This is a genomic window from Empedobacter sp. UBA6305 (assembly GCF_002440405.1).
Lineage (GTDB): Bacteria > Bacteroidota > Bacteroidia > Flavobacteriales > Weeksellaceae > Empedobacter > Empedobacter falsenii_B.
The window spans coordinates 110447-131539 of the sequence record NZ_DJTP01000050.1 but is presented as its reverse complement, the minus strand read 5'-3'; the positions used below and the strand labels follow the sequence as shown (position 1 = coordinate 131539).

The following is a 21093-nucleotide window of genomic DNA, read 5'->3' as shown; positions in this document are numbered from 1 at the left end:
TTATTATTTATTTAATTCCTCAAATATCATTAGGGCGTTTCGAGAAATAACTTTCTCATTTGGTGCAAACTTTTCGCTAACAAATGTGTATTCCTCATTCTGACCAATCGTCGTAATTTTTCGGATTTCCATTGTACAATCATTTTTATATACCACCACATATTCCTTGTTGTTCTCAAAAACTTTGGCTTTGTTTGGTATCGCAAATGCATTTCCAACAATATTTTGTTTATCGATAATAATATCTGCACTCAAACCTGGCATCAAGTTCAAATCTTGATTTTCCAATACAACACGTGCTTTCAAAACGTGTTCATTTTCATCAAACACATTGTATATTTTATCAATTTTCCCAACATAAATACGATCAGGATACGCCATCGATTTCACTTTTACCGCATCTCCCTTTTTTACATATTGCAAATTATTAGCATAAATATTTACCATTACCCAAACTTGTCTTAGGTTTGAAATTGAGAAAAGATTTTCGTCTGAATCTGAAGTAATAGATTGACCAACACTCATATTTTTCTGAACGATATAACCATTTTTAGGTGATAAAATCTGGAATTGACCATTGCCAACTGCACGATACATTTTTAAGGTTGCATTGATTTTATCAATTTCAATTTGCGCAGATTGTAATTCGTGTTCTGCCTCTGTAACTTCGGGCTGAGAAGCCATTCCGTCATTCAACAATTCTTTTTTCGACTTGATTTGTTTTCGAATCAAATCCATTTGATTTAGATGATAACGCTTTTGCTGTACCAAATCCAGTACTTCGTTCGATTTTACAACTGCCAACACTTGACCTTGACGAACATAATCTCCTAGCTCGAAATTCACTTTATCTACCACACCTTGTAGCAAACTTTTAAAACCAACTAAATCATTTTCGTTGTATTCAATTTTTCCCGATAAGGTTAATTGTTCGTGAATTGGTTGCTGCAAAACTGGTACAATTTCGGTTGACTTTTTCAATTGCTCGTTCAAACAAAATTTGTTTTCTTTTACCGCTTCTTTCTCGGTTTCTTGCTTGTTACAACTACTTAAAATCAAGGTAAAAGCAGCTAAAAAATAAAAAGTTTTTTTCATCATTTTATAAATCTTGTCCAACGATATAATTTAGTTCTTCGAATGTGTTTTGATAATTTTCTAATAAATCCAAATAAGCTTTTTGAGATTCACGATAAGCCTGCGTAAAATCAATAAATTCTAATAAAGTGATTTGTTTATTTTGGAGATGTTTTTTGTAATTGTCAATCATAGTTAATTGCTCTTGATTGTTCAATTTTTTCCATTGAATAAGAGCTTTATCCAATTGACTAATTTGATTTTGAAGTCGATCAATCGAAATATCTAATTCAGAATTCAAGGCATTTTTGGTGATTTGTTGTTGATTCAGTACAATTTCAGAAGCTTTGATGTTTCCTTTATTCGTATTAAAAATCGGTAAATCAATGCTTACTCCAACACCAACAAAATCGCGCATAATATTTCCACCTCGATCATAAATTACTTGAAAAGCCAAATCTGGTGTACGTTGTGCTTTTTCTAAAATCAATTGTTTTTCAGCTAAATTGATTTCATTCTCTTGTTTTTTTAACGCTATATTTTGCTCTTTCGCTAATTGTTTAGCATTAAATGGAATTGATTTGGAGTGAGAATTGAATCTTGAAAAATCGATTTCATTTACATTTAAATCTGAGTTTTGCGTTAACAATCGAAGTTTATTGATGTATTCAATTTCTTGATTTTCTAGCTCAATTTGATCTTTTTGTAAACCAATTAATTCGGTTTGAAGTCTGTAAAAATCTGCTTTTGGAACATTTTTTAAATCTGCTTGTCGCTGATATTGCGTCATCATTTGTTCAAACAAATCAACGCTATTTTGCAATTCTTTCTTTTCAGATTGAATACGCGCCAACGAAAAATATGTTTGTCTTAATTCCTTTTTCAGCTCACGCAACAATTCCTCATACTCAAAAAGTGCCGAATTCTTCTCTAATTCTTTAATCGCAACACGCTTTTTTCGTTTACCAGCGGTTTCAATTAATTGCTCTAATTCGACAGAAATTTGTTGATTTTTCCCGTATTTACCGAATAAATAAGGCTGTTCTTCTACATTATAAGTTTTCCAAAGATTAACCTCAGAAATACTCAACGTTGGATTTTGCCATAATTTCTCCTGAATAATTTCAGCATCAATTCTGTCTACATTGAATTTATTCGCAATAAGCGCATAATTTTTTTGTAAAAACGCGGCTTCTAAATTGTCCAACGTTACATTCTGCGCCTGTGTTTGTATCGCAAGAACAATTGGAATTACTGTATAATAGATCTTCTTCACTTCTACTCTTTTTGAAAATTCAAAAGTAAAAGTGTAAGATTAAGGTAAGTTTTAAGTTAGATTAAAAGTAGATTAGAAAATGAGTTTAACAATCGTTCCTTTAGGTTTATTCGGAACAATTTCTATATCAATTTGATGAAGTGTAAGAATAATATTCGCCATCGAAAGCCCAATACCTTTTCCTTGAAAATCTTGCGTGTTTTTTCCTCGAAAAAAGTTTTGTTTAATTTGTTTGATATCAGTTTCTAAAATACCAATTCCTAAATCGGAAATATGAATTTGCAAACGATGATTAATTTCCAAAAACTGTACTAAAATCGGTTGATTGTTCGAATATTTTATTGCATTACTTACTAAATTATTCAACGCAACTTCTAGTAATTTTTCGTTTCCTTGAATGGTTAACAATTGATTATTTTCGACTTGTAAATCCACATTTATACGTGCTTGATGATACAAAATAGCATTTTCAATCACTTGCCAAACTACCTCATCAATTCGAATTTGACTAAATTCAAAACTCGTTTTTGCACCCGAAAGCAACATCATTTGATCTAACGTTTCTTGCAAATCATTCGTATATTGTTTCAATTGCACAATCACGTTTTCATATTCTTCGAGCGTTCTTTTTTTATGATTAGTTACCTCTAAAGTCCCTAATAATGCTGTAATTGGAGTTCGTAATTCGTGCGAAACATAATCGATAAAATTCTTTTGTACATTAAAAGTTTGCGCTATTCGATCAATAAAATGATTGTAGGTTTTGATTAAATCTTCAATCTCCGCATACGATTTATTGAGCTTTAAAGGTTCAGTAAAATTCTTTGCATCACGCTCTTTTATTTGCTCAATAATTTTTGTAATCGGTTCATAAGCAATTACTCCTAAAAAATTAGAAAATAGATAAATAAAAATCAACCCAACCAATGAAACCGAAATCAAAATTTGAAGTAACGATTGCATTTGTTCGTTAAATTCTTGTTTAGATTCACGCGTGATTACAACAAAATCACCTTCATTATCACGATAAAAAATTCCGTTATAAAAGAAATCTTTACTTGTAAAAAAATCTGATTTATTGGCACGAATATTTTCTATAAAATTGGTTGAAATATCTTTATTAGACGACATATTTCCATTGTATTTTTTGTTGTTATGATCAACAATTAAAATATTTTTTCGGGAAATCGTCTTCTCTAATTGATTTTTGATATTATTATGTTCTAAAACAGGTAATTCGTCCTTTTCTAAATAATAAATAGAAGCCAAAAGTGTCTTATTCTGCAATGATTTGATCTCTTTTTTCTCCATTTCGGTATAAAAAGAAAAATAAATAATTGTAGAAACAATCAAAATAATGATACTAAAAATAATGACTGAATAAAGCGCTAATCGATGTTTTAACTTCATAATTTAAGCTTTAAACATATAACCAACGCCTTTTACTGTATGAATATATTTCATACCATTTTTCTCTATTTTATTACGCAAATACGAAATGTAAACATCCACAACATTGGTGTGATTATCGAATGTTATTCCCCAAACAGCATTTAAAATTTGGATACGAGTAACGGTTTTATCTATATTTTCGATTAAATAATTCAACAACTTAAATTCACGAGGAGAAAGCTCTGTTTCTTCTTGATTGACAAAAACTTTGTATTGATCCAAATCGATTTCTAAGTCATCAAAAATCAATTTATTTTCAGGAATTTCTTGTGAACGAAACTGATTACGACGCGTTAAAGCTTTGATTCGCGATAATAATTCGTCGAAATGAAATGGTTTTGTAATGTAATCATCTGCACCATAGTCCAAAGCCGAAACTTTATCTTGAACTGTATTTAATGCACTTAACATCAAAATTGGAGTGAATATTTTTTTGTAACGAAGTGTCTGTACAAGCTGAATTCCATCCATTTTTGGTAACATAATGTCACAAATAATCAAATCAAACTGAATCGTAAGAAATTCATCTAAAACAGTTTCCGCATCTTTACAAAGCGTAACCAAATGTCCATTTTCTTCTAATCCTTTGATTAAAAAATCGCTAATTCGCTTATCATCTTCGATTACTAAAATTTGCATATACTTTCCATTTTTCCAAAATTAATGAAATTGATCAAGATGAGATGAATATAGCAAATTTTCTAATTGGATTTTAATTTAAAAAGAACAAAATTCAATAAAAAACGAGCAATAAATTGCTCGTTTTTTATATTCAATAATTCGAAGTCTAATCTCCTTCTCCACTATTTTTCATCGCAGTCAAAAGATTATATGCTCCTTTCGAAACATAGACTTTTCCTGAATTTTGAGGAGATTTTATTTCAATCATTTTATTCGCAGAACCTCCTATTTCTACAAGAACTAATCGAAACTGATTTTTAGTTTGTCTTTCGAACACATAGTCTTTTCCTTCAAACTGAATTACAGCTTCTTCTGGTAAAACATTCGCGTCAAGCGAATTCACTTGCAATTCGATATTGAAATACATATTCGCTGTTAATCGCGTACCATTCGCATTCGTAATTCGTGCAAAAACATCAACCGTTCCATCTTCATTCACTTGATTTGAAATTGAGGTGATTTGCGCATCTAACTTTTGATCTGGTTTTGCATTGGTATAAGCTTTCAAAAATTGACCAATCTGAATGTTACTCAGATCCTTTTCAAATACTTTTACATTCAACAAAGAACGATCTGGATTAATAATTTCTAACATCGCATCTGCTGGCGAAATATATTGTCCTGTATTCGCAAAAACCTGACTCACCATTCCGCTAATCGGTGCATAAACATTGATGGTACGTCGGATATTACTCAACGAAACTGAGGAAGGATTGATATTCATTAATCTTAGTTTCTGTTCCAAGGAACTTTTCTTTACCATCAACGATTGACGTGTTGCTTTCGCTTGTTGCATCACTTTGTCACTTGCTGCTTGCTCTGCATTCAAATCCTTTTGACGAACATAATCTGCACTAGCCTGCTCTAACAAAGCTTTTGTTGTGAGATAATCTTCTTGCATTTGGATATACTGCGGATCTTCTAAAACCACCAAAACTTGTCCTTTATTGACATAATTTCCTGGAATTAGTGCAATTCGTTTCACATAACCACCAAAGGCATTGGTGATAGAAATAGTATTTTCTGGGGTTACTGCCGTCTTTGCATTTAGCCGAATAGTTGTAGGTAAATTCTGATGACGTAAAGAGGTTGTATCAATTTCAAAATTCTTTAATTGAGCATCTGTCAACTTTAAAATTGAAGTAGAAATAGTTGCTTTTTGCTCTACTTCAGGTTTTGTTTCTTCTTTGTTACAACTCATCACAACAAAAGATGTACAAAGCATTAAGATATATTTTTTCATATTATTGTGCAGTATAAAAAGTCATTGCGGCATAAGCCTGATTACGTAGATTCTTTGCTTCTAGAAACTTTGTTTTCACTTCGATGATTTGATTATTCAGAATCACCCAATCCAAAAAATTAATCTCTCCTTCTAGTAATTGACGATTAATTGTTTTTTGTAAATCATTCGCAGCAGGAAGTTGAGTTTGCTCAAAATCTCCTACTATTTCTTCGTAAGAGTTTACTTTATTTTTTAAAACATCAAAATCTTGTTGCAACTTCGATTGTTGTAAAGTATACGCTTGTTTTGCAAGATCAGTTTTAACTTTTGAGGCTTCAATTGACGAATTAATTCCTCTATTAAATAAAGGTAAGCCAACTCCTACTTGAAAAGAATTGTATCGATTTTGATCCAAATCAGAAAAGCTTTGATTTGAATATCCAACTGTTAAAACTGGAATTTTCTTTGATTTTTCTATTTCAGTTTCTAAAGTAGAAGTCTGAATATTTTCTTCAGCTAATTTTAACATTGGGTGTGTACCTGAAACAGATAATCCTGCAATTTCATTCCAATTTACACCATCTTTTGTTGGATAAATTTTGAATGATGAATTGGTTAAAAATTGAATTTGTCTTGATTCATTTTCTAATTCATTCTCAACTAATCTCAATTGATTTTGAATCGATTTCAATTGAATAATAGCTGTAGAAACCTCACTTCGGTTTGATTCACCTTTCTTCAAACGTAAATTTGCTTTCTTCAAAAACTCTTGGTAAATCAATTCATTTTCTTTCAATAAATCTTGTTGATATTCTGTATTTTGCATATTGACATACAGATTAGCTAATCGTTGTTTAATTTCAACTTTCGTCAATTGTTCATTTGCTTTAGAAGTACTGATCATTTGTTCGTTCAAAGCTTTTTGACGTTTAAAAACCACAGGAAATTGAAACGATTGCGAAATAGTAAACTTGTTATCAAATTCACCTGAATTCACTTGTCCAAATTCCGCAGCTATATCTAAAGGTGAAAGCGAACGATTGGCAAACACATTTTTCTCGTGATAAACAGTAGTCAATTCTGCTTGTTTAATTTCGAGGTTATTCGCGTCAGCTAACTTGACAACTTCATCAAAACTCATACGTTCTTGCGCATTAGCAGTTGTTCCAAACAAAGCTAGAACTAATAAAATAGCTGTAGGAATTGATTTATGACGAGTTGATTTCTTTTTAAAATGAATATTTTCGAACATAACATATAAAATTGGTAAAACAAATAAAGTAAGGAAAGTCGCGCCCATTAATCCTCCAATAACAACAGTTGCTAATGGACGTTGAACTTCTGCGCCCGAACCATTACTAAGAGCCATTGGTAAGAAACCTAAAGAGGCTACGGCAGCTGTCATTAGAACGGGACGAAGACGAGTTCGTGTTCCCATAATAACAATTCGAGTTGTATTTTTAATTCCGTTATCACGTAGACGATTGTATTCTGATATTAATACAATTCCGTTTAGAACGGCAATTCCAAAAAGTGCGATAAATCCAACTCCAGCACTAATACTAAAAGGCATATCTCGCGCAGCTAAGAATAGTATTCCACCGATTGAAGAAAGCGGAATGGCTGTATAAATTAATAAACTTTCTTTGATTGATTTGAATGCAAAAAATAACAAGACAAAAATCAAAACCAAGGCGACTGGAACAGCGATACCTAAACGAGCTTTAGCATGATTCAAATTTTCGAAAGCTCCACCATAGGTTGTATAATAACCTGTAGGAAGTTTTATTTGAGCATCAACTTTTTGTTGTAATTCTTGTACAACACTTTCTATGTCGCGTCCTTTTACGTTAAATCCAACAACAATTCTACGTTTTGCATCTTCGCGCTGAATTTGATTTGGCGTATTTTTATAATCTACTTTTGCTAATTGATTCAATGGAATCTGAATTCCAGAAGCAGTAGGAATCAATAAATTTCGAATATCTTCGATATTCTCGCGTTTGTCTTCTGCTAAACGAACCACCATATCAAAACGTTTTTCACCTTCGAAAACCATTCCAGTAGATTGTCCTGCAAAAGCCATATTAATAATTCGATTTGCTTCTCCAATACTCAATCCATATTGCGCTAATAAAGCACGATCAAATTCAATCACAACTTGTGGAATTCCATTAATTGGTTCGATATACAAATCTTGCGCTCCTTTTACAGTATTGATTATTTTTCCTAATTTCTCTGCATTATTGGCTAAACTATCTAAATTTTCACCAAATATTTTCACCACCACATCTTGTCGTGCTCCTGTCATTAATTCATTAAAACGCATCTGAACAGGAAATTGAAATCCCGTTGAAAGTCCTGGAACATCTTCCAAAGCTTTACTCATTTTATCCGATAATTCTGGAAAAGTTGTGGCAGAAGTCCATTCTTTTTTAGGTTTCAAAACAATAATCATATCTCCTGCATCCATTGGCATTGGCTCGGTAGGAATCTCTCCACTCCCAATTTTCGTGACAACCATTTCAACTTCAGGGAAACGATCTTTCAGTATTTTAGCTGCCTTATTTGTGTATTCTATTGTTGTCGTAATATTACTTCCTGGTAAAATACGCGCTTCTACAGCAAAATCTCCTTCTTCTAAGGCAGGAATAAATTCTCCACCTAAACGAGACATCACAAAAACAGCAATAGTGAAAAGTGAAAGTACAACAGCTAGAATAATAGTACGAACTTTTAAGGCTTTGATTAAATATTTCTGATGGAAAATCTCAATTTTAGCCATTACACGATCCGATAAATTTGGTTTGACTTTCTTCTTTTTACTTAAGAATAAAGTAGTCATCATCGGAACATAAGTCAACGAAAGAATAAATGCACCAATCAGAGCAAAAGCAACTGTTTGCGCCATTGGTTTGAACATCTTTCCTTCTATTCCTTGTAAAGTAAAAATTGGTAAATAAACGATTAGAATAATAATTTGACCAAAAACAGCCGAATTCACCATTTTTTTAGCTGAAGAACCAACTGTTTGATCCATTTCAGTTTGCGTTAATTTATTCTTCAACCCAAATTTTTTGTTGTGTGCTAACTGATGCATCGCCGCTTCTACAATAATCACAGCACCATCGACAATCAATCCAAAATCTAATGCGCCTAAACTCATCAAGTTTCCACCTACACCAAAAATATTCATCATAATAATCGCGAATAATAAGGCCAGAGGAATGACAGAAGCTACAATAAAACCAGCACGTAAATTACCTAAGAAAAGTACCAAAATAAAGACAACGATTAAGGCTCCTTCAAGTAAATTCGTTTCAACCGTATGAATAGTATTGTCAACCATTTTTTTACGGTCTAAGAAAGGTTCAATAACAACTCCATCAGGTAATGTCTTTTTGATTTCTTCGATACGTTGTTGTACATTCTTAACCACTTCGTTACTATTTGCTCCTTTCAACATCATAACAATTGCACCAGAAACTTCACCTGTATCGTTATATGTCATTGCACCATAGCGCGTAGCAAAGCCAGTTTTTACGTCTGCAACATCTCTCAATAAAATAGGTGTTCCACTTTGCGAACGTTTGACCAAAATATTTTCGATATCTTCGATGTTACCAATTAAACCTTCAGAACGGATGAATAAAGAAGTAGGACCTTTTTCGATATAAGCTCCACCTGTATTTTGATTATTCTCACTCAGTGCATCAAATAAATCATTAATTGTCAGACTAAAAGATTGTAAACGTTGCGGATCAATTGCAATTTCGTATTGCTTCAATTTTCCTCCGAAACTACTCACATCTGCCACACCAGGAACGCCTAAAAGTTGACGACGAACAATCCAGTCTTGAATTGTTCTTAATTCAGTTTCATCATATTGATCTTCGTAACCTTCGGCGGGACGAACAACATATTGATAGATTTCGCCCAAACCTGTCGAAATTGGACCAAGTTGTGGTTCTCCAATACCTTCGGGAATCTCATTTTGAACCTGAATCAATCGTTCACTTACTTGTTGTCGCGCCCAATAAACATCTGTATTGTCATCAAAAACAATGGTTACCAATGATAATCCAAAACGAGAAAAACTACGAATTTCGGTAATCCCACCAATATTAGAATTAGCTTGTTCGATAGGAAAAGTCACTAAACGCTCAATATCTTCTGCACTAAAAGAAGGCGCTACAGTGATAATTTGAACCTGATTAGATGTAATATCAGGTTGTGCATCAATGGGTAATTTTGTCGCATCGTAAATACCAAATATCAACAAAGCCAACGTAAACAAACCCACGATAAATTTATTCTTGATTGAAAAATCAATAATTTTATTTAACATCGTAAAATTGTATAGATTAAAAATGTGCTAAATACAAGTTGTAAATAGCTGAAATTGGATAAATTGAAAGAATCAATCTATCGTAAAATCTAAAAAAATCACGCTTGTTTTGGCGGTTGCCAAATAGAATCTAAATAATGAGTATATAAGAAATCTTCATCAAATGTTTTGATTGAAGTCGTAGAAATTTCTTTATCTAAGTGTAAAACATCAAAGAGTTTTATGGGAGAGAAAAAAAAGTCGATATGAACAAACTCAACTTTCATGAAAGGTAATTTTTGGTCAGTTTCCCAATCCGCATCAACCTCATGTCCACCATAATGATGAACTAAAAAAGTTTTCATTTCATCCAAAAAGTCTCCTCCTTTATCATGTTCAATAAAATGAGAAATAAACACAGGCAATTTATATAACTGACACAATTGAGTTGAAGTTGTTATATATAAAAAAATTAAAATTTTAGTTGCCCATAGTTTCACAACCCAAATGTACAGTCAATTTTGCTTTCTTTCAAATTTAATTAATGGAAAAATCTCGTTAAACTTACTTAGAAACCTCTTTCTTCGTAAATAAATGAGAAATTACTTCGAGTTTATCATGATCGAATAAACACAAACCTTCAACATAGAAAGGTGTAAAATGAAAACTTTGTTGATCTACGATTCCAAATTCTTTCAGTTTTGGTTCGTAAACGACAAAACCTGTACGCAAGAATGGTTTTTTAGAGACTTTATACAACACAATATCATTGGTAAATAATCGTCGATTTCGTTTATCCAATATATCTATTCCAATATCTATGGTATCAAATTGTAAAGCATTTTCGTGCCAAGAAAACTCGTTATAACCTTTAAAATAGGTCACTCCATCTATCTCCTTCGCAAAACCTTCTACTTTATTTTTGTTTCGTAATCGATAATATCCAATCGTTTTCATCTGGCAAATTTGCAATAAAAAAATTTAAAATAGAAACGAGCAATATTAAAATAGATGATTAAATTTATCATCCGAAAACAACTAACACAATGTACAAAATATATCCACAAAAAAGATACAATGAAACCTTAGCTTTGCTGAAACAATTTGCTCAACCTACTGATAAAATTCTTGATTTAGGAATCAAAAATCCTTTTACAGATGTGATGTTGGAAAATGGTTTTGATGTAAAAAATACAAATGGCGACGATTTGGACTATTATTATAAGGATTTGCAAAATTATGATGCTAACTTTGTAACGGCTTTAGAAATTTTAGAACATTTGGTAAATCCAATGGAAGTGCTAAGAAATTTGCCTGGAGATAAATTATTAGCTTCAATTCCGATGCGTTTGTGGTTTTCGCCTGCTTATCGTAATCAAAATGATGCGCGAGATGTACATTATCACGAATTTGAAGATTGGCAATTTGACATGTTAATGGAAAAAGCTGGATGGAATGTAATACATCGTCACAAATGGACGCATCCATCAAACAAACTGGGAATAAGACCCTTATTAAGAAGAATTACACCAAGATATTATGCTGTCTACGCAGAACGAAAAAAAGACTTTACTTACTAAATACTCTATTGTTATACCTGCACATAACGAAGAAGATTTTATTGCGATTACGCTAAATTCTCTCGTTAATCAAACTGTTTTACCATATGAAGTGATTGTTGTAAATGATCATTCAACCGATAAAACACAACAAATTGTAGAAGAATTTACAGCTAAATATCCGTTCATCAAATTAAGAAATATCTTATCAAAAGGTGAACATCAGCCAGGAAGCAAAGTGATACAAGCTTTCTTGAAAGGTTACGAAATCATTGATCCTAATTATGATATTATTGTTAAATTGGATGCTGATTTAGATATTCCTTTCAATTATTTTGAGACTATTTTAACTCATTTTAATCATGAGGAAGATATTGCAATGGTTGGTGGTTTTGCGTATATTGATAAGGACGGAAAATGGATTCTTGAAAATCTGACAGATAAAGACCATATTCGTGGCGCATTTAAGGCGTATAGAAAAAATTGTTACGAAAAAATTGGTGGATTACGCGCACATATGGGTTGGGATACAGTAGACGAATTGTTGTGTAAATATTATGGTTGGAAAGTTGTTACAGACGAATCTTTACACATCAAACATCTAAAACCAACTGGCGCGAGTTACAATAAATCGGCGCTTTACAAACAAGGTGCGGCTTATTATGCATTAGGTTATGGATTTTGGATTACATTAATTGCTGGCACAAAATTGGCTTTACGTAAAAAGAAACCCACATATATTTTGTATTATTTGAAAGGTTTTTTTGAAGCTAAAATTAATGGTACAAAAAAAATGGTAAATCGAGATCAAGAAAAATTCATCCGAAATTATCGTTGGTCGAAAATGAAACAAAAAATAAAAGGTTAAATCTAACATGCGATATTGGTTAACATACACACTATTTATATTTCCATTCATCAGCTTTGCACAAAATAAGTTGATTACTGGTTCTGTGGTTGTAGACGAAGGAAACGATTATATTTCCTCAGTTTCTGGTGCTCGTATAGAAAATCTGACGTCAGAAAGTAAGACATGTACAAGCTCTTCGGGTTATTATTCTATCCAAGCAAATGTTGGCGATACAATTTTGTTTGAAGCAGATTTTTTGATTCCAAGAAAAATTGTAGTCAATCAAAATATTTACAACAAAGGTTTTTTACAAGCACATTTGGATATTGAAACAATTGAATTGAGTGGTGCTACAATTGGTAAAGGCCCTTTACAACCTAAATATCACAAGGATAATAAAACAGATTTGTACGATAAAATGGGACTTGATCAACGTTTACGAGATTTAGAACCTAAAAGAGATATTGCAAAATTCAAGCCAATGGATGTTTTAAATCCTGTTCGATTGATTGGTCATATGAATGGATTTTATCGTGAGCAACGTCGTGTACGTAATTACGAAACAAAACTTTCTCTCGTTCAAGAAGTTAAACATTATTATCCTACAGATTTTTATACAAATCAATTACAAATTCCTGAATATAAAATAGAAGAATTTTTATATTATGTTAATGCGCGTTATCCGCTTCAAGAAAAAGTTTTGAGCAGACAATTTGGTACGATAATGATTGATTTAGAATCTTATGCGAAAGATTATTTGAATGAATTAAATCAAAACAAAAATCAATAATTCTTAATAGATTTTTAAAATTTAGCCAATAAACGTTAACAAAATTGATGCTAATTTATTAAGACTTATCTTCGTACAAATAATTAAACGTATAATCACGAACAATTGAAATCACTATTTACCATTCTAATATTGCTGTTGTCGAATTTTATTTTCGCACAAGAAAAATGGATTCAGGGAAACATTATCATTGATGATTCTGACGATACAGCAGAAGGAGTTTACGTTACAAATCTGAGAACAAATCATACAACAATTTCTAATTTTACAGGAACTTTTCTTATTCAAGCAAAAGTAAATGACACGCTAAAAATACAATCTGATTGGTACGAAAATCGACTAATTATCTTAAGACCAAATTTGTTCAATAAACAAACAATTGTAGTGCATTTAGCTGTACAGACAATTCAATTGAATACCGCATATATTGGTCAAAAATTGACAGGAATTCTTGAAAAAGATGTCAAAAATGGAAAAAAAGCTGATGTTGTAACAAAACTTTATAAAAGTCTTGGTGTTAATCCTGATATCAAACCTATAAAAGACACATCTTCGTTGAAAGCTGGATTTTTGAGTGGAGATATTACGTTGACGAGATTGGATATTGGGCGTATTTATGATGTTTTTTCTGGTAAAGCCAAACAACGAAAAGCATTGCTTGATTATGAAGATAAATACGATAAAATTACAAAAATTAAGAATTATTTTGGTGAAGATTATTTCACAAATGATTTAAAAATTCCGAAATTCAAAATCAGAGATTTCATTGAAAATGCATTAACAAATACCGAATCTAAAATAGAATTGAATGATGTAAATTATTTCAAATTACTTCAATTATTTAATTCTTACAGTAAAATATACCTCGACTTTTTATACGGAAAAGTACCAAATAATACGAAAATCATCAAAAAAGATACGATAGACGATTAAAAAAAGAGCTTGATAAATCAAGCTCTTTTTTTAGTTTTATAAGTTGTGTAAAATTAGTTTTTATAAGAAACCCATTTAATCATTTCTTTCACAGTTGGTTTTTTACCATAAATTAAAATCCCAATTCTATAGATTTTTCCAGCAATATAAACCATAAATATTGTACTGATTAACAGCAAAAATAAGGATAAAGCTAATTGCCAAATCGGAACATCGAACGGAATTCGAGTAATCATTGAGATGGGAGAAGTCAATGGAATCATTGATAACCAAAAAGCAACTGGACCATCAGGATTTTCGAAAGTTGTCATACTTCCGTAAAGTCCAATCATCATCGGAACTAAAGGAAAATATGTAAATTGTTGCGTATCTGTATCATTGTCAACCGCAGAACCAATTGCCGCGAAAACAGAGCTGTAGAACAAATATCCTAAGATAAAATAAGAAATAAAAGCAAAAATGATTAACGGATAATTAAACGTTAACAATACTTCGCTAATTTCTGTTACTTTTTGCATCATATCTGGATTAGTCTCGGCTAATTGTGCTTGATTCATCATTTGTTGCGACATATCCATTCTTGAAGCAGCAATTGTTGGAAATAAAATCAATAACCCCATTGTCATTCCAATCCATATTGCAAATTGCGTGACTGCAACCATTGTCGTTCCTAAGATTTTACCCATCATTAATTCGAAAGGTTTTACAGAAGAAATGATAATTTCGACAACACGATTATTTTTTTCTTCAACCACAGAACGCATTACTTTTACACCATAAATCATCACAAACATGAAAATAATGTAAGTTAAAAACATCGATAATCCGATTTTCAACTCCATTCCTTTATCTTCTTTTCCGTCTGTAACGTTAAAAACATTCAGGTTAACACGTGCCTTAGAAGCTTCTAAAGCCGCTTTGTCAATACCAGATTTTGCCTGTTTTTCTTTTACTATTTTATCACTAATCGTTCTCGAAAGTTTTTCACGATCAGTAATTCCAAGATTTCCATTTGTGATTAATACAGTATTTTTCTCAATATTATCATAATTTCCATCTGTATTTTTCGGAATATGAAGAATCGCATTCAAATATTCGCTTCCTTTCAGTGTATCTTTGATTGATTGCAATTCTTGAGGCGTGTAAATACTGAACATCATTTGTTTAGTCGATTTAAACGAGGTTACAAACTCTGTACTTTCATCTACAATTGCAATGTTTTTCACTTCGGAATTATTTGCAGAACTCAAAAAGAAAATCACCGCTCCTGCTCCAACAATCAACAAAGGCGAAAGAAAAGTCATAACAATAAACGCTTTGTTTTTTACTTGAGAAAAGAACTCGCGTTGTGCAACTAAAAATATATTTTTCATTTGAAAATTAGCTTAAAGATTAGGAATTGAACTTTGTTTGACGGCTTCCAAAAACACATCATTCATCGAAGGAATAATTTCTTTGAATTGATGAACTTGCCCCACTTGCATCAATTTATCTAAAATCACATTGGTTGGTGTTTCTTTATTGTACAACAAATTAAATTCAGTTCGTTGATTAACGTTTCGTACATCCGAAATCTCAAATTCATTCGCTAAATTTTGAAGAGAATCAGCGGGAATTTCATTCAATTGAATCGAAAATTTCCCTGTCTTAAATTGATTTCTAACTTCTTCAATTGTTCCATCTAATACTTTATTCGATTGATTAATCAAAGCAACATGATCACACATTTCCTCTACAGATTCCATACGATGCGTCGAAAAAATAATTGTCGTTCCTTTATCTCTTAATTCAAGAATTTCATTCGCAATAATTTGTGCATTTACAGGATCAAAACCACTAAAAGGTTCATCAAAAATCAGCAAAGAAGGATTGTGAATAACTGTAATCACAAACTGAACTTTTTGTCCCATTCCTTTCGACAACTCGCTCAATTTCTTGTTCCACCAAGACATCATATCAAGTTTCTCGAACCAATATTCGGTACGTTTTTTAGCTTCCGCAGAAGAAAGACCTTTCAGTTTTGCAAAATACAGTGCCTGTTCTCCAACCTTCATATTCTTGTACAAACCACGTTCTTCTGGCATATAACCAACTTGACCGATTGATTTTTTCGTCAAAGGTTCTCCATTCAACAAAATTGTCCCGCTATCTGGCGCTGTAATTTGATTGACAATACGAATAAAAGTCGTTTTTCCAGCACCATTTGGTCCCAAAAGTCCATAAATAGAACCTTGTGGAATATTGATACTAAAATTATTAAGCGCAACTTTATCTTTATATTTTCTTGTTAAGCCTTGAGCTTGCAATAAAAATTCCATTTTCTATATCATTTGATTTGTAAAATTAGTAAGAAGAAAGTAAATTTTGTTACAGATTTTAATGAGATTCATTCGGATCCCATACAATTTCTTTAAAATTAATCACTTTATCATTTATAATCTCCACACCTTCATTCTCTAACAATTGCTGCATCAAACTCGAAGGATTAAAATGATGTTTTCCAGTTAACAAACCATTTCTGTTTACAACACGATGCGCAGGAACATCTTCTCGATTATGTGCATGATTCATCGCATAGCCAACCACACGCGCAGAAAATTTTTCTCCTATATATTTTGCTATCAAACCATAAGTAGAAACACGTCCTTCGGGAATTTGACGAACTATTTCATAAATTTTCTCATAAGTATCAGAAATGATTTTTGTCATAATCTAAACATTTATTGTAAATTTAAAGAAAGTAATAGAATATGAGCCAAAAAGTTCCAATTAAATCTCTTTTAAGCCGACCACGTTTTAAGGTTTTTACGCATTTATCAAAACAAGAATTTATTGATTTAATCAAAAAACACCTTGAAACAAATTCTACTGAATACGGAGGTTATGCCAATCAGGAAGTTGCGATGATTCGTGTCCGCAAAGACAAGGATAAATATTGGCACCCGCAATTACAAATCAGAATTGAAGATGACGATGATCATCCTAACTATTTGGTTGTAAGAGGAATTATTGGTCCGCCTTCTAATGTTTGGACATTTTTCGCATTTTTGTATGGTTTGAGCGGAGCTATTTTTATCACCTTAGGCTCTTATGCGGTTTCCGAATATATTGTACAAGGAAATAGTGTATGGATTTGGAGTATTCCTATTGCATTATTGATTACTTTAGGAACCTATTTAGCGAGTTTATATGGTCATTATTTGGCAAAATATCAGCTAGGAAGATTGTATCATTTCGTGAATGAATTGCTTCGTGATGCAGAGTTTTATCAAAATAGCGACGAAATCAAAGAATAAAAAAAGCGACCTAAATAGGTCGCTTACAAGAAATATGTTGAGATAATATATTAATTAGATTACTTTCACATTAACGGCGTTGATGCCTTTTTTTCCTTGTTCTAAGTCAAAAGATACTTTATCGTTTTGAGCTACTTTGTCTGTTAAACCAGAAACGTGTACGAAGTACTCTTTTCCTGATTCGTCATCTTTAATAAATCCGTATCCTTTTTCTTCATTAAAGAATTTTACAGTTCCTTTATTCATAGTATTTTATTTTCGTTGATAAAGATATAAGATTTATTTACAAAACCAATATTAATTTTTAGTTTTTTTTATAACAATTTTTTTAGCCTATAATTTCATTATAATTTTGCTTCAAATCATAATATTTTGGCAGGAATTTATATTCATATCCCGTTTTGTAAACAAAAATGCAGCTATTGCGACTTTCATTTTTCGACAAATCTTCAACATAAATCAAATTTAATTCAAGCAATTAATAAAGAACTTGAGATCAGAAAAGATGAAATTTCAACACCTTTAGAAACGATTTATTTTGGAGGAGGAACACCTTCTATCCTGTCCGAAATTGAATTAGAAAGTATTTTCGAAACGATTTATAAAAATTATTCAACCAAAAATTTAAAGGAAATTACACTCGAAGCGAATCCTGATGATTTGAATAAAGAAAAACTTAATTTCTTAAAATCAACTCCGATTAATCGTTTTTCGATTGGTGTTCAATCATTTTTTGAAGAAGATTTGAAATTAATGAATCGCGCACATAATGCACAAGAAGCTGAAACTTCGATAAAATTGGCGCAAGATTTTGGTTTCGAAAATATCACTATTGATTTGATTTATGGTTCTACGACCACAACCAACGAAATGTGGAAGCAAAATTTGCAAAAAGCAATTGAGCTGAATGTTCCACATATTTCTTCTTATGCGTTAACAGTCGAAGAAAAAACAATTTTAGATCATCAAATCAAAAAAGGAATCACAAAACCGGTTGATGAAGATCGTCAAAACGAACAATTTCAACTTTTAGTTGACACTTTAACTTCGAATGATTTTATTCAATATGAAATCTCCAATTTCGGAAAAGAAGAGTATTTTTCTTTACACAATTCTAATTATTGGAAAGGAATTCATTATTTAGGAATTGGACCTTCTGCGCATTCTTATAACGGAAAAACTCGTGCTTGGAACATTGCAAATAATTCTAAATACATACAAGCTATCAACGAAAATAATCTACCTCAAGAAATTGAAGTTTTAAATGAAGTAGAAAAATTTAATGAAATGATAATGATAGGATTGAGAACAATTTATGGAATAGATTTAAATCGAATTAATTCAGAATTTTCTCAACCTTTAGTTAATTCTTTTCATCAAGAACTCAATCAATTAATCAACGAAAATTTAGTCGAAAAGAAAGAAAATAAAATTATTTTGAAACCCGAAGCAAAATTTTTCGCAGACGGAATTGCTTCTAGATTATTTTACATCAATTAATTTGTTAAATTTGCGATATGAATGATAACAGACCAATTGGTGTTTTCGACTCTGGAGTTGGTGGTTTGACGTTTGCAAAAGAAATAAAACGTCTGCTACCAAACGAAAGTTTGATCTATTTTGGCGATACTCAAAATTTGCCTTATGGAGAAAAATCGAAAGAAGCGATTACACAATTTTCGGTAGACATTACTAATTTTTTAATAGACAATAATTGTAAAGCGATTTTAGTTGCATGTAATTCTGCAACCGCTAATTCGTTGAAAGAAATTAGAGAAGCTGCAGGAAAAGATGTTCCTGTTATCGATGTTATTTCGCCTGTTGCGGAGAAAGTTTCGTTCGAATTAAGAGAAAAGATAGGTGTTATTGCAACAAAAGCAACTGTAAATTCGGGCGCGTACAAGAAAGCAATTCGTCGTCGAAATAAACATATTACGGTTATTGAAATGGCTACTCCTCTCTTAGTACCTGTTATCGAAGAGGGTTTTACAAATTCTACGATTTCTAAAGCAGTTTTAGAAACGTATTTATTGAACAAAAAATTAGAAGGAATTGATTCGATTATTTTAGGATGTACGCATTATACACATCTGGAAAAAGAAATCAATCAAGTATTTGAAGGAAAAGTTGATATCGTAAATTCACCTTTAATTGTCGTGAATCAAGTAATTTATCAATTGGCAAAAGAAGGAAAATTGGCTGCGAAAGATACTGTTGCAAACTATACATTTTATATTTCTGACAATACAGATAATATTATAAAAGTGGCAAAAAAATTCTTTGGAAAAGATATTCAATTAATTGAGAAAAATTTAGAAACGAAATAGAACCGACCATTATTTGTCGGTTTTTTTATAAAATATTACGAACAAACAAAAACAAATCATTACATGGAAAAATCAGCAGAATTAATTGCATTAGAAGAAAAATACGGAGCGCATAACTATCACCCACTTCCAGTTGTATTGGAAAAAGGTGAAGGTGTTTACGTTTGGGATGTTGATGGAAAAAAATATTTCGACTTTTTATCAGCTTATTCAGCTGTTAATCAAGGTCACTGTCATCCTAGAATTATTAAAGCGTTGAAAGATCAAGCCGAAAAATTAACGTTAACTTCTCGTGCTTTTTATAATGCGGAATTAGGAAAATACGAAAAATTTATCACAGAATTATTCGGTTTCGATAAAGTATTGCCAATGAATACGGGTGCAGAAGCTGTAGAAACAGCGCTAAAAATTGCTCGTAAATGGGGTTACGAAAAGAAAGGAATTCCAACTGGTGAAGCGATTATTGTAGTATGTAAAGACAATTTCCATGGTCGTACAACTACTATTATTTCTTTCTCGAATGATGAAGATGCACGTAAAAATTTCAATCCTTACACAAGTGGTTTCGAAGCTGTAGAATACAATGATGTTGAAGCTTTGAAACAAATTTTAGAAGAAAAAGCAGATAAAATTTGTGGATTCTTAGTAGAACCAATTCAAGGAGAAGCTGGTGTTAATGTACCTTCTGAAGGATATTTGAAAGCTTGTGAAGAATTATGTAAACAACATAATGTTTTATTTATCGCGGACGAAATTCAAACAGGAATCGCACGTACAGGAAAAATGTTAGCAATCGATCACGAAAATATTGATGCTGATGTTTTAATCTTAGGTAAAGCCGTTTCAGGTGGAGCTTATCCAGTATCTGCAGTTTTAGCAAATGATGAAATAATGAATGTCATCAAACCAGGACAACACGGTTCTACTTATGGAGGTAATCCATTAGCTGCGGCTGTTGCTACAGAAGCTTTGCAAGTTGTTTTGGACGAAAAATTAGCTGAAAATTCTGAAAAATTAGGACAAATTTTTAGAACAGAAATCACGAAAATGGCTGAAGAATTTCCATTATTCAAATCAGTTCGTGGAAAAGGTTTATTAAATGCAATTTTAATCAACGATACACCAGAATCTGAAACAGCATGGAATTTCTGTGTTGCAATGAAAGACAACGGATTATTAGCCAAACCTACACACGGAAACATCATTCGTTTCGCTCCTCCTTTAGTGATGAACGAAGAACAATTACACGAATGTTTAGCGATTATTCGTAAAACTGCACAAGAGTTTAATAAATAATCAACAA

20 protein-coding genes are annotated in these 21093 nt (G+C 31.7%); 8 read left to right on the top strand and 12 right to left on the bottom strand.

The features are described from left to right. Positions 1–3: 3 nt before the first annotated feature. From B3M86_RS13540 to B3M86_RS13505, 8 genes are all read right to left on the bottom strand, one after another. Positions 4–1095 (bottom strand): efflux RND transporter periplasmic adaptor subunit, encoded by a 1092-nt coding sequence (locus B3M86_RS13540; protein WP_181816296.1) that lies wholly within the window; start codon positions 1093–1095, stop codon positions 4–6. A gap of 4 nt (positions 1096–1099) precedes the next feature. Then, a complete protein-coding gene (locus B3M86_RS13535; RefSeq protein WP_115000065.1) occupies positions 1100–2350 on the bottom strand; it encodes a TolC family protein in 1251 nt (416 codons plus the stop codon). A gap of 72 nt (positions 2351–2422) precedes the next feature. Further along, positions 2423–3760 (bottom strand): sensor histidine kinase, encoded by a 1338-nt coding sequence (locus tag B3M86_RS13530; RefSeq protein WP_291076022.1) that lies wholly within the window; start codon positions 3758–3760, stop codon positions 2423–2425. A gap of 3 nt (positions 3761–3763) precedes the next feature. Continuing rightward, positions 3764–4441, bottom strand: coding sequence for a response regulator transcription factor (locus tag B3M86_RS13525; protein WP_125349494.1), 678 nt, complete (start codon positions 4439–4441; stop codon positions 3764–3766). Positions 4442–4589: 148 nt separating this feature from the next. Further along, complete coding sequence (locus tag B3M86_RS13520; RefSeq protein WP_125349493.1) at positions 4590–5726, bottom strand: efflux RND transporter periplasmic adaptor subunit; 1137 nt, start codon at positions 5724–5726, stop codon at positions 4590–4592. A gap of 1 nt (position 5727) precedes the next feature. Continuing rightward, complete coding sequence (locus B3M86_RS13515; RefSeq protein ID WP_291048394.1) at positions 5728–10056, bottom strand: CusA/CzcA family heavy metal efflux RND transporter; 4329 nt, start codon at positions 10054–10056, stop codon at positions 5728–5730. 98 nt (positions 10057–10154) lie between these two features. Beyond that, a complete protein-coding gene (locus B3M86_RS13510; RefSeq protein WP_185655210.1) occupies positions 10155–10478 on the bottom strand; it encodes a hypothetical protein in 324 nt (107 codons plus the stop codon). Between the two features lie 121 nt (positions 10479–10599). Then, positions 10600–10992, bottom strand: coding sequence for a hypothetical protein (locus B3M86_RS13505; protein WP_125349490.1), 393 nt, complete (start codon positions 10990–10992; stop codon positions 10600–10602). Positions 10993–11081: 89 nt separating this feature from the next. On the opposite strand from B3M86_RS13505, the gene B3M86_RS13500 reads away from it, so the two are divergent. The 4 genes from B3M86_RS13500 to B3M86_RS13485 all read left to right on the top strand — a co-directional run bounded on the left by B3M86_RS13500 (position 11082) and on the right by B3M86_RS13485 (position 14167). Next, positions 11082–11615 (top strand): methyltransferase, encoded by a 534-nt coding sequence (locus B3M86_RS13500; protein WP_125349489.1) that lies wholly within the window; start codon positions 11082–11084, stop codon positions 11613–11615. Continuing rightward, the gene (locus tag B3M86_RS13495; protein ID WP_286494880.1) at positions 11575–12462 is read left to right on the top strand and encodes a glycosyltransferase; all 888 of its coding nucleotides are present in this window, start codon (positions 11575–11577) and stop codon (positions 12460–12462) included. The genes B3M86_RS13500 and B3M86_RS13495 overlap by 41 nt, the downstream gene beginning before the upstream one ends. A gap of 7 nt (positions 12463–12469) precedes the next feature. Next, positions 12470–13234 (top strand): hypothetical protein, encoded by a 765-nt coding sequence (locus tag B3M86_RS13490; protein WP_280035617.1) that lies wholly within the window; start codon positions 12470–12472, stop codon positions 13232–13234. Positions 13235–13372: 138 nt separating this feature from the next. After that, positions 13373–14167: a hypothetical protein gene (locus B3M86_RS13485; RefSeq protein ID WP_260392525.1), complete on the top strand. Its 795-nt coding sequence runs from the start codon at positions 13373–13375 to the stop codon at positions 14165–14167. Positions 14168–14220: 53 nt separating this feature from the next. On the opposite strand, the gene B3M86_RS13480 is transcribed toward B3M86_RS13485, so the two are convergent. From B3M86_RS13480 to B3M86_RS13470, 3 genes are read right to left on the bottom strand one after another with little or no spacing between them, the layout of a single operon-like run. Continuing rightward, positions 14221–15540, bottom strand: a complete 1320-nt coding sequence (locus tag B3M86_RS13480; RefSeq protein WP_291076024.1) for an ABC transporter permease — start codon at positions 15538–15540, stop codon at positions 14221–14223. 12 nt (positions 15541–15552) lie between these two features. Next, entirely contained in the window at positions 15553–16485 is a 933-nt protein-coding gene (locus tag B3M86_RS13475; protein ID WP_280035614.1) for an ABC transporter ATP-binding protein, read from the bottom strand. Between the two features lie 58 nt (positions 16486–16543). After that, on the bottom strand, positions 16544–16876 hold the full coding sequence (locus tag B3M86_RS13470) for an MGMT family protein (protein ID WP_115000393.1): 333 nt from the start codon (positions 16874–16876) through the stop codon (positions 16544–16546). Positions 16877–16917: 41 nt separating this feature from the next. On the opposite strand from B3M86_RS13470, the gene B3M86_RS13465 reads away from it, so the two are divergent. After that, positions 16918–17463: a hypothetical protein gene (locus B3M86_RS13465; protein WP_115000395.1), complete on the top strand. Its 546-nt coding sequence runs from the start codon at positions 16918–16920 to the stop codon at positions 17461–17463. A 54-nt stretch (positions 17464–17517) separates the two neighbouring features. On the opposite strand, the gene B3M86_RS13460 is transcribed toward B3M86_RS13465, so the two are convergent. Further along, positions 17518–17709, bottom strand: coding sequence for a cold-shock protein (locus B3M86_RS13460; protein ID WP_038330556.1), 192 nt, complete (start codon positions 17707–17709; stop codon positions 17518–17520). A gap of 126 nt (positions 17710–17835) precedes the next feature. Between B3M86_RS13460 and hemW the strand changes: the two genes are divergently transcribed. The 3 genes from hemW (at position 17836) to rocD (ending at position 21086) form a co-directional block, all read left to right on the top strand. Beyond that, the gene (gene hemW, locus B3M86_RS13455) at positions 17836–18963 is read left to right on the top strand and encodes a radical SAM family heme chaperone HemW (protein ID WP_115000397.1); all 1128 of its coding nucleotides are present in this window, start codon (positions 17836–17838) and stop codon (positions 18961–18963) included. Between the two features lie 17 nt (positions 18964–18980). Continuing rightward, positions 18981–19790: a glutamate racemase gene (murI, locus tag B3M86_RS13450; protein ID WP_125349482.1), complete on the top strand. Its 810-nt coding sequence runs from the start codon at positions 18981–18983 to the stop codon at positions 19788–19790. A gap of 63 nt (positions 19791–19853) precedes the next feature. After that, positions 19854–21086, top strand: coding sequence for an ornithine--oxo-acid transaminase (rocD, locus tag B3M86_RS13445; protein WP_115000400.1), 1233 nt, complete (start codon positions 19854–19856; stop codon positions 21084–21086). Positions 21087–21093: the final 7 nt, after the last annotated feature.

Bases quoted from the DNA above. Each gene is read 5' to 3' on its own strand.
- B3M86_RS13505 (WP_125349490.1), bottom strand. From the start codon at position 10,992: ATGAAAACGATTGGATATTATCGATTACGAAACAAAAATAAAGTAGAA.
- murI (WP_125349482.1), top strand. From the start codon at position 18,981: ATGAATGATAACAGACCAATTGGTGTTTTCGACTCTGGAGTTGGTGGT.
- B3M86_RS13530 (WP_291076022.1), bottom strand. From the start codon at position 3,760: ATGAAGTTAAAACATCGATTAGCGCTTTATTCAGTCATTATTTTTAGT.
- B3M86_RS13525 (WP_125349494.1), bottom strand. From the start codon at position 4,441: ATGCAAATTTTAGTAATCGAAGATGATAAGCGAATTAGCGATTTTTTA.
- B3M86_RS13500 (WP_125349489.1), top strand. From the start codon at position 11,082: ATGTACAAAATATATCCACAAAAAAGATACAATGAAACCTTAGCTTTG.
- B3M86_RS13490 (WP_280035617.1), top strand. From the start codon at position 12,470: ATGCGATATTGGTTAACATACACACTATTTATATTTCCATTCATCAGC.
- B3M86_RS13470 (WP_115000393.1), bottom strand. From the start codon at position 16,876: ATGACAAAAATCATTTCTGATACTTATGAGAAAATTTATGAAATAGTT.
- B3M86_RS13460 (WP_038330556.1), bottom strand. From the start codon at position 17,709: ATGAATAAAGGAACTGTAAAATTCTTTAATGAAGAAAAAGGATACGGA.
- rocD (WP_115000400.1), top strand. From the start codon at position 19,854: ATGGAAAAATCAGCAGAATTAATTGCATTAGAAGAAAAATACGGAGCG.
- B3M86_RS13475 (WP_280035614.1), bottom strand. From the start codon at position 16,485: ATGGAATTTTTATTGCAAGCTCAAGGCTTAACAAGAAAATATAAAGAT.
- B3M86_RS13495 (WP_286494880.1), top strand. From the start codon at position 11,575: ATGCTGTCTACGCAGAACGAAAAAAAGACTTTACTTACTAAATACTCT.
- B3M86_RS13480 (WP_291076024.1), bottom strand. From the start codon at position 15,540: ATGAAAAATATATTTTTAGTTGCACAACGCGAGTTCTTTTCTCAAGTA.
- B3M86_RS13465 (WP_115000395.1), top strand. From the start codon at position 16,918: ATGAGCCAAAAAGTTCCAATTAAATCTCTTTTAAGCCGACCACGTTTT.
- B3M86_RS13520 (WP_125349493.1), bottom strand. From the start codon at position 5,726: ATGAAAAAATATATCTTAATGCTTTGTACATCTTTTGTTGTGATGAGT.
- B3M86_RS13515 (WP_291048394.1), bottom strand. From the start codon at position 10,056: ATGTTAAATAAAATTATTGATTTTTCAATCAAGAATAAATTTATCGTG.
- B3M86_RS13540 (WP_181816296.1), bottom strand. From the start codon at position 1,095: ATGAAAAAAACTTTTTATTTTTTAGCTGCTTTTACCTTGATTTTAAGT.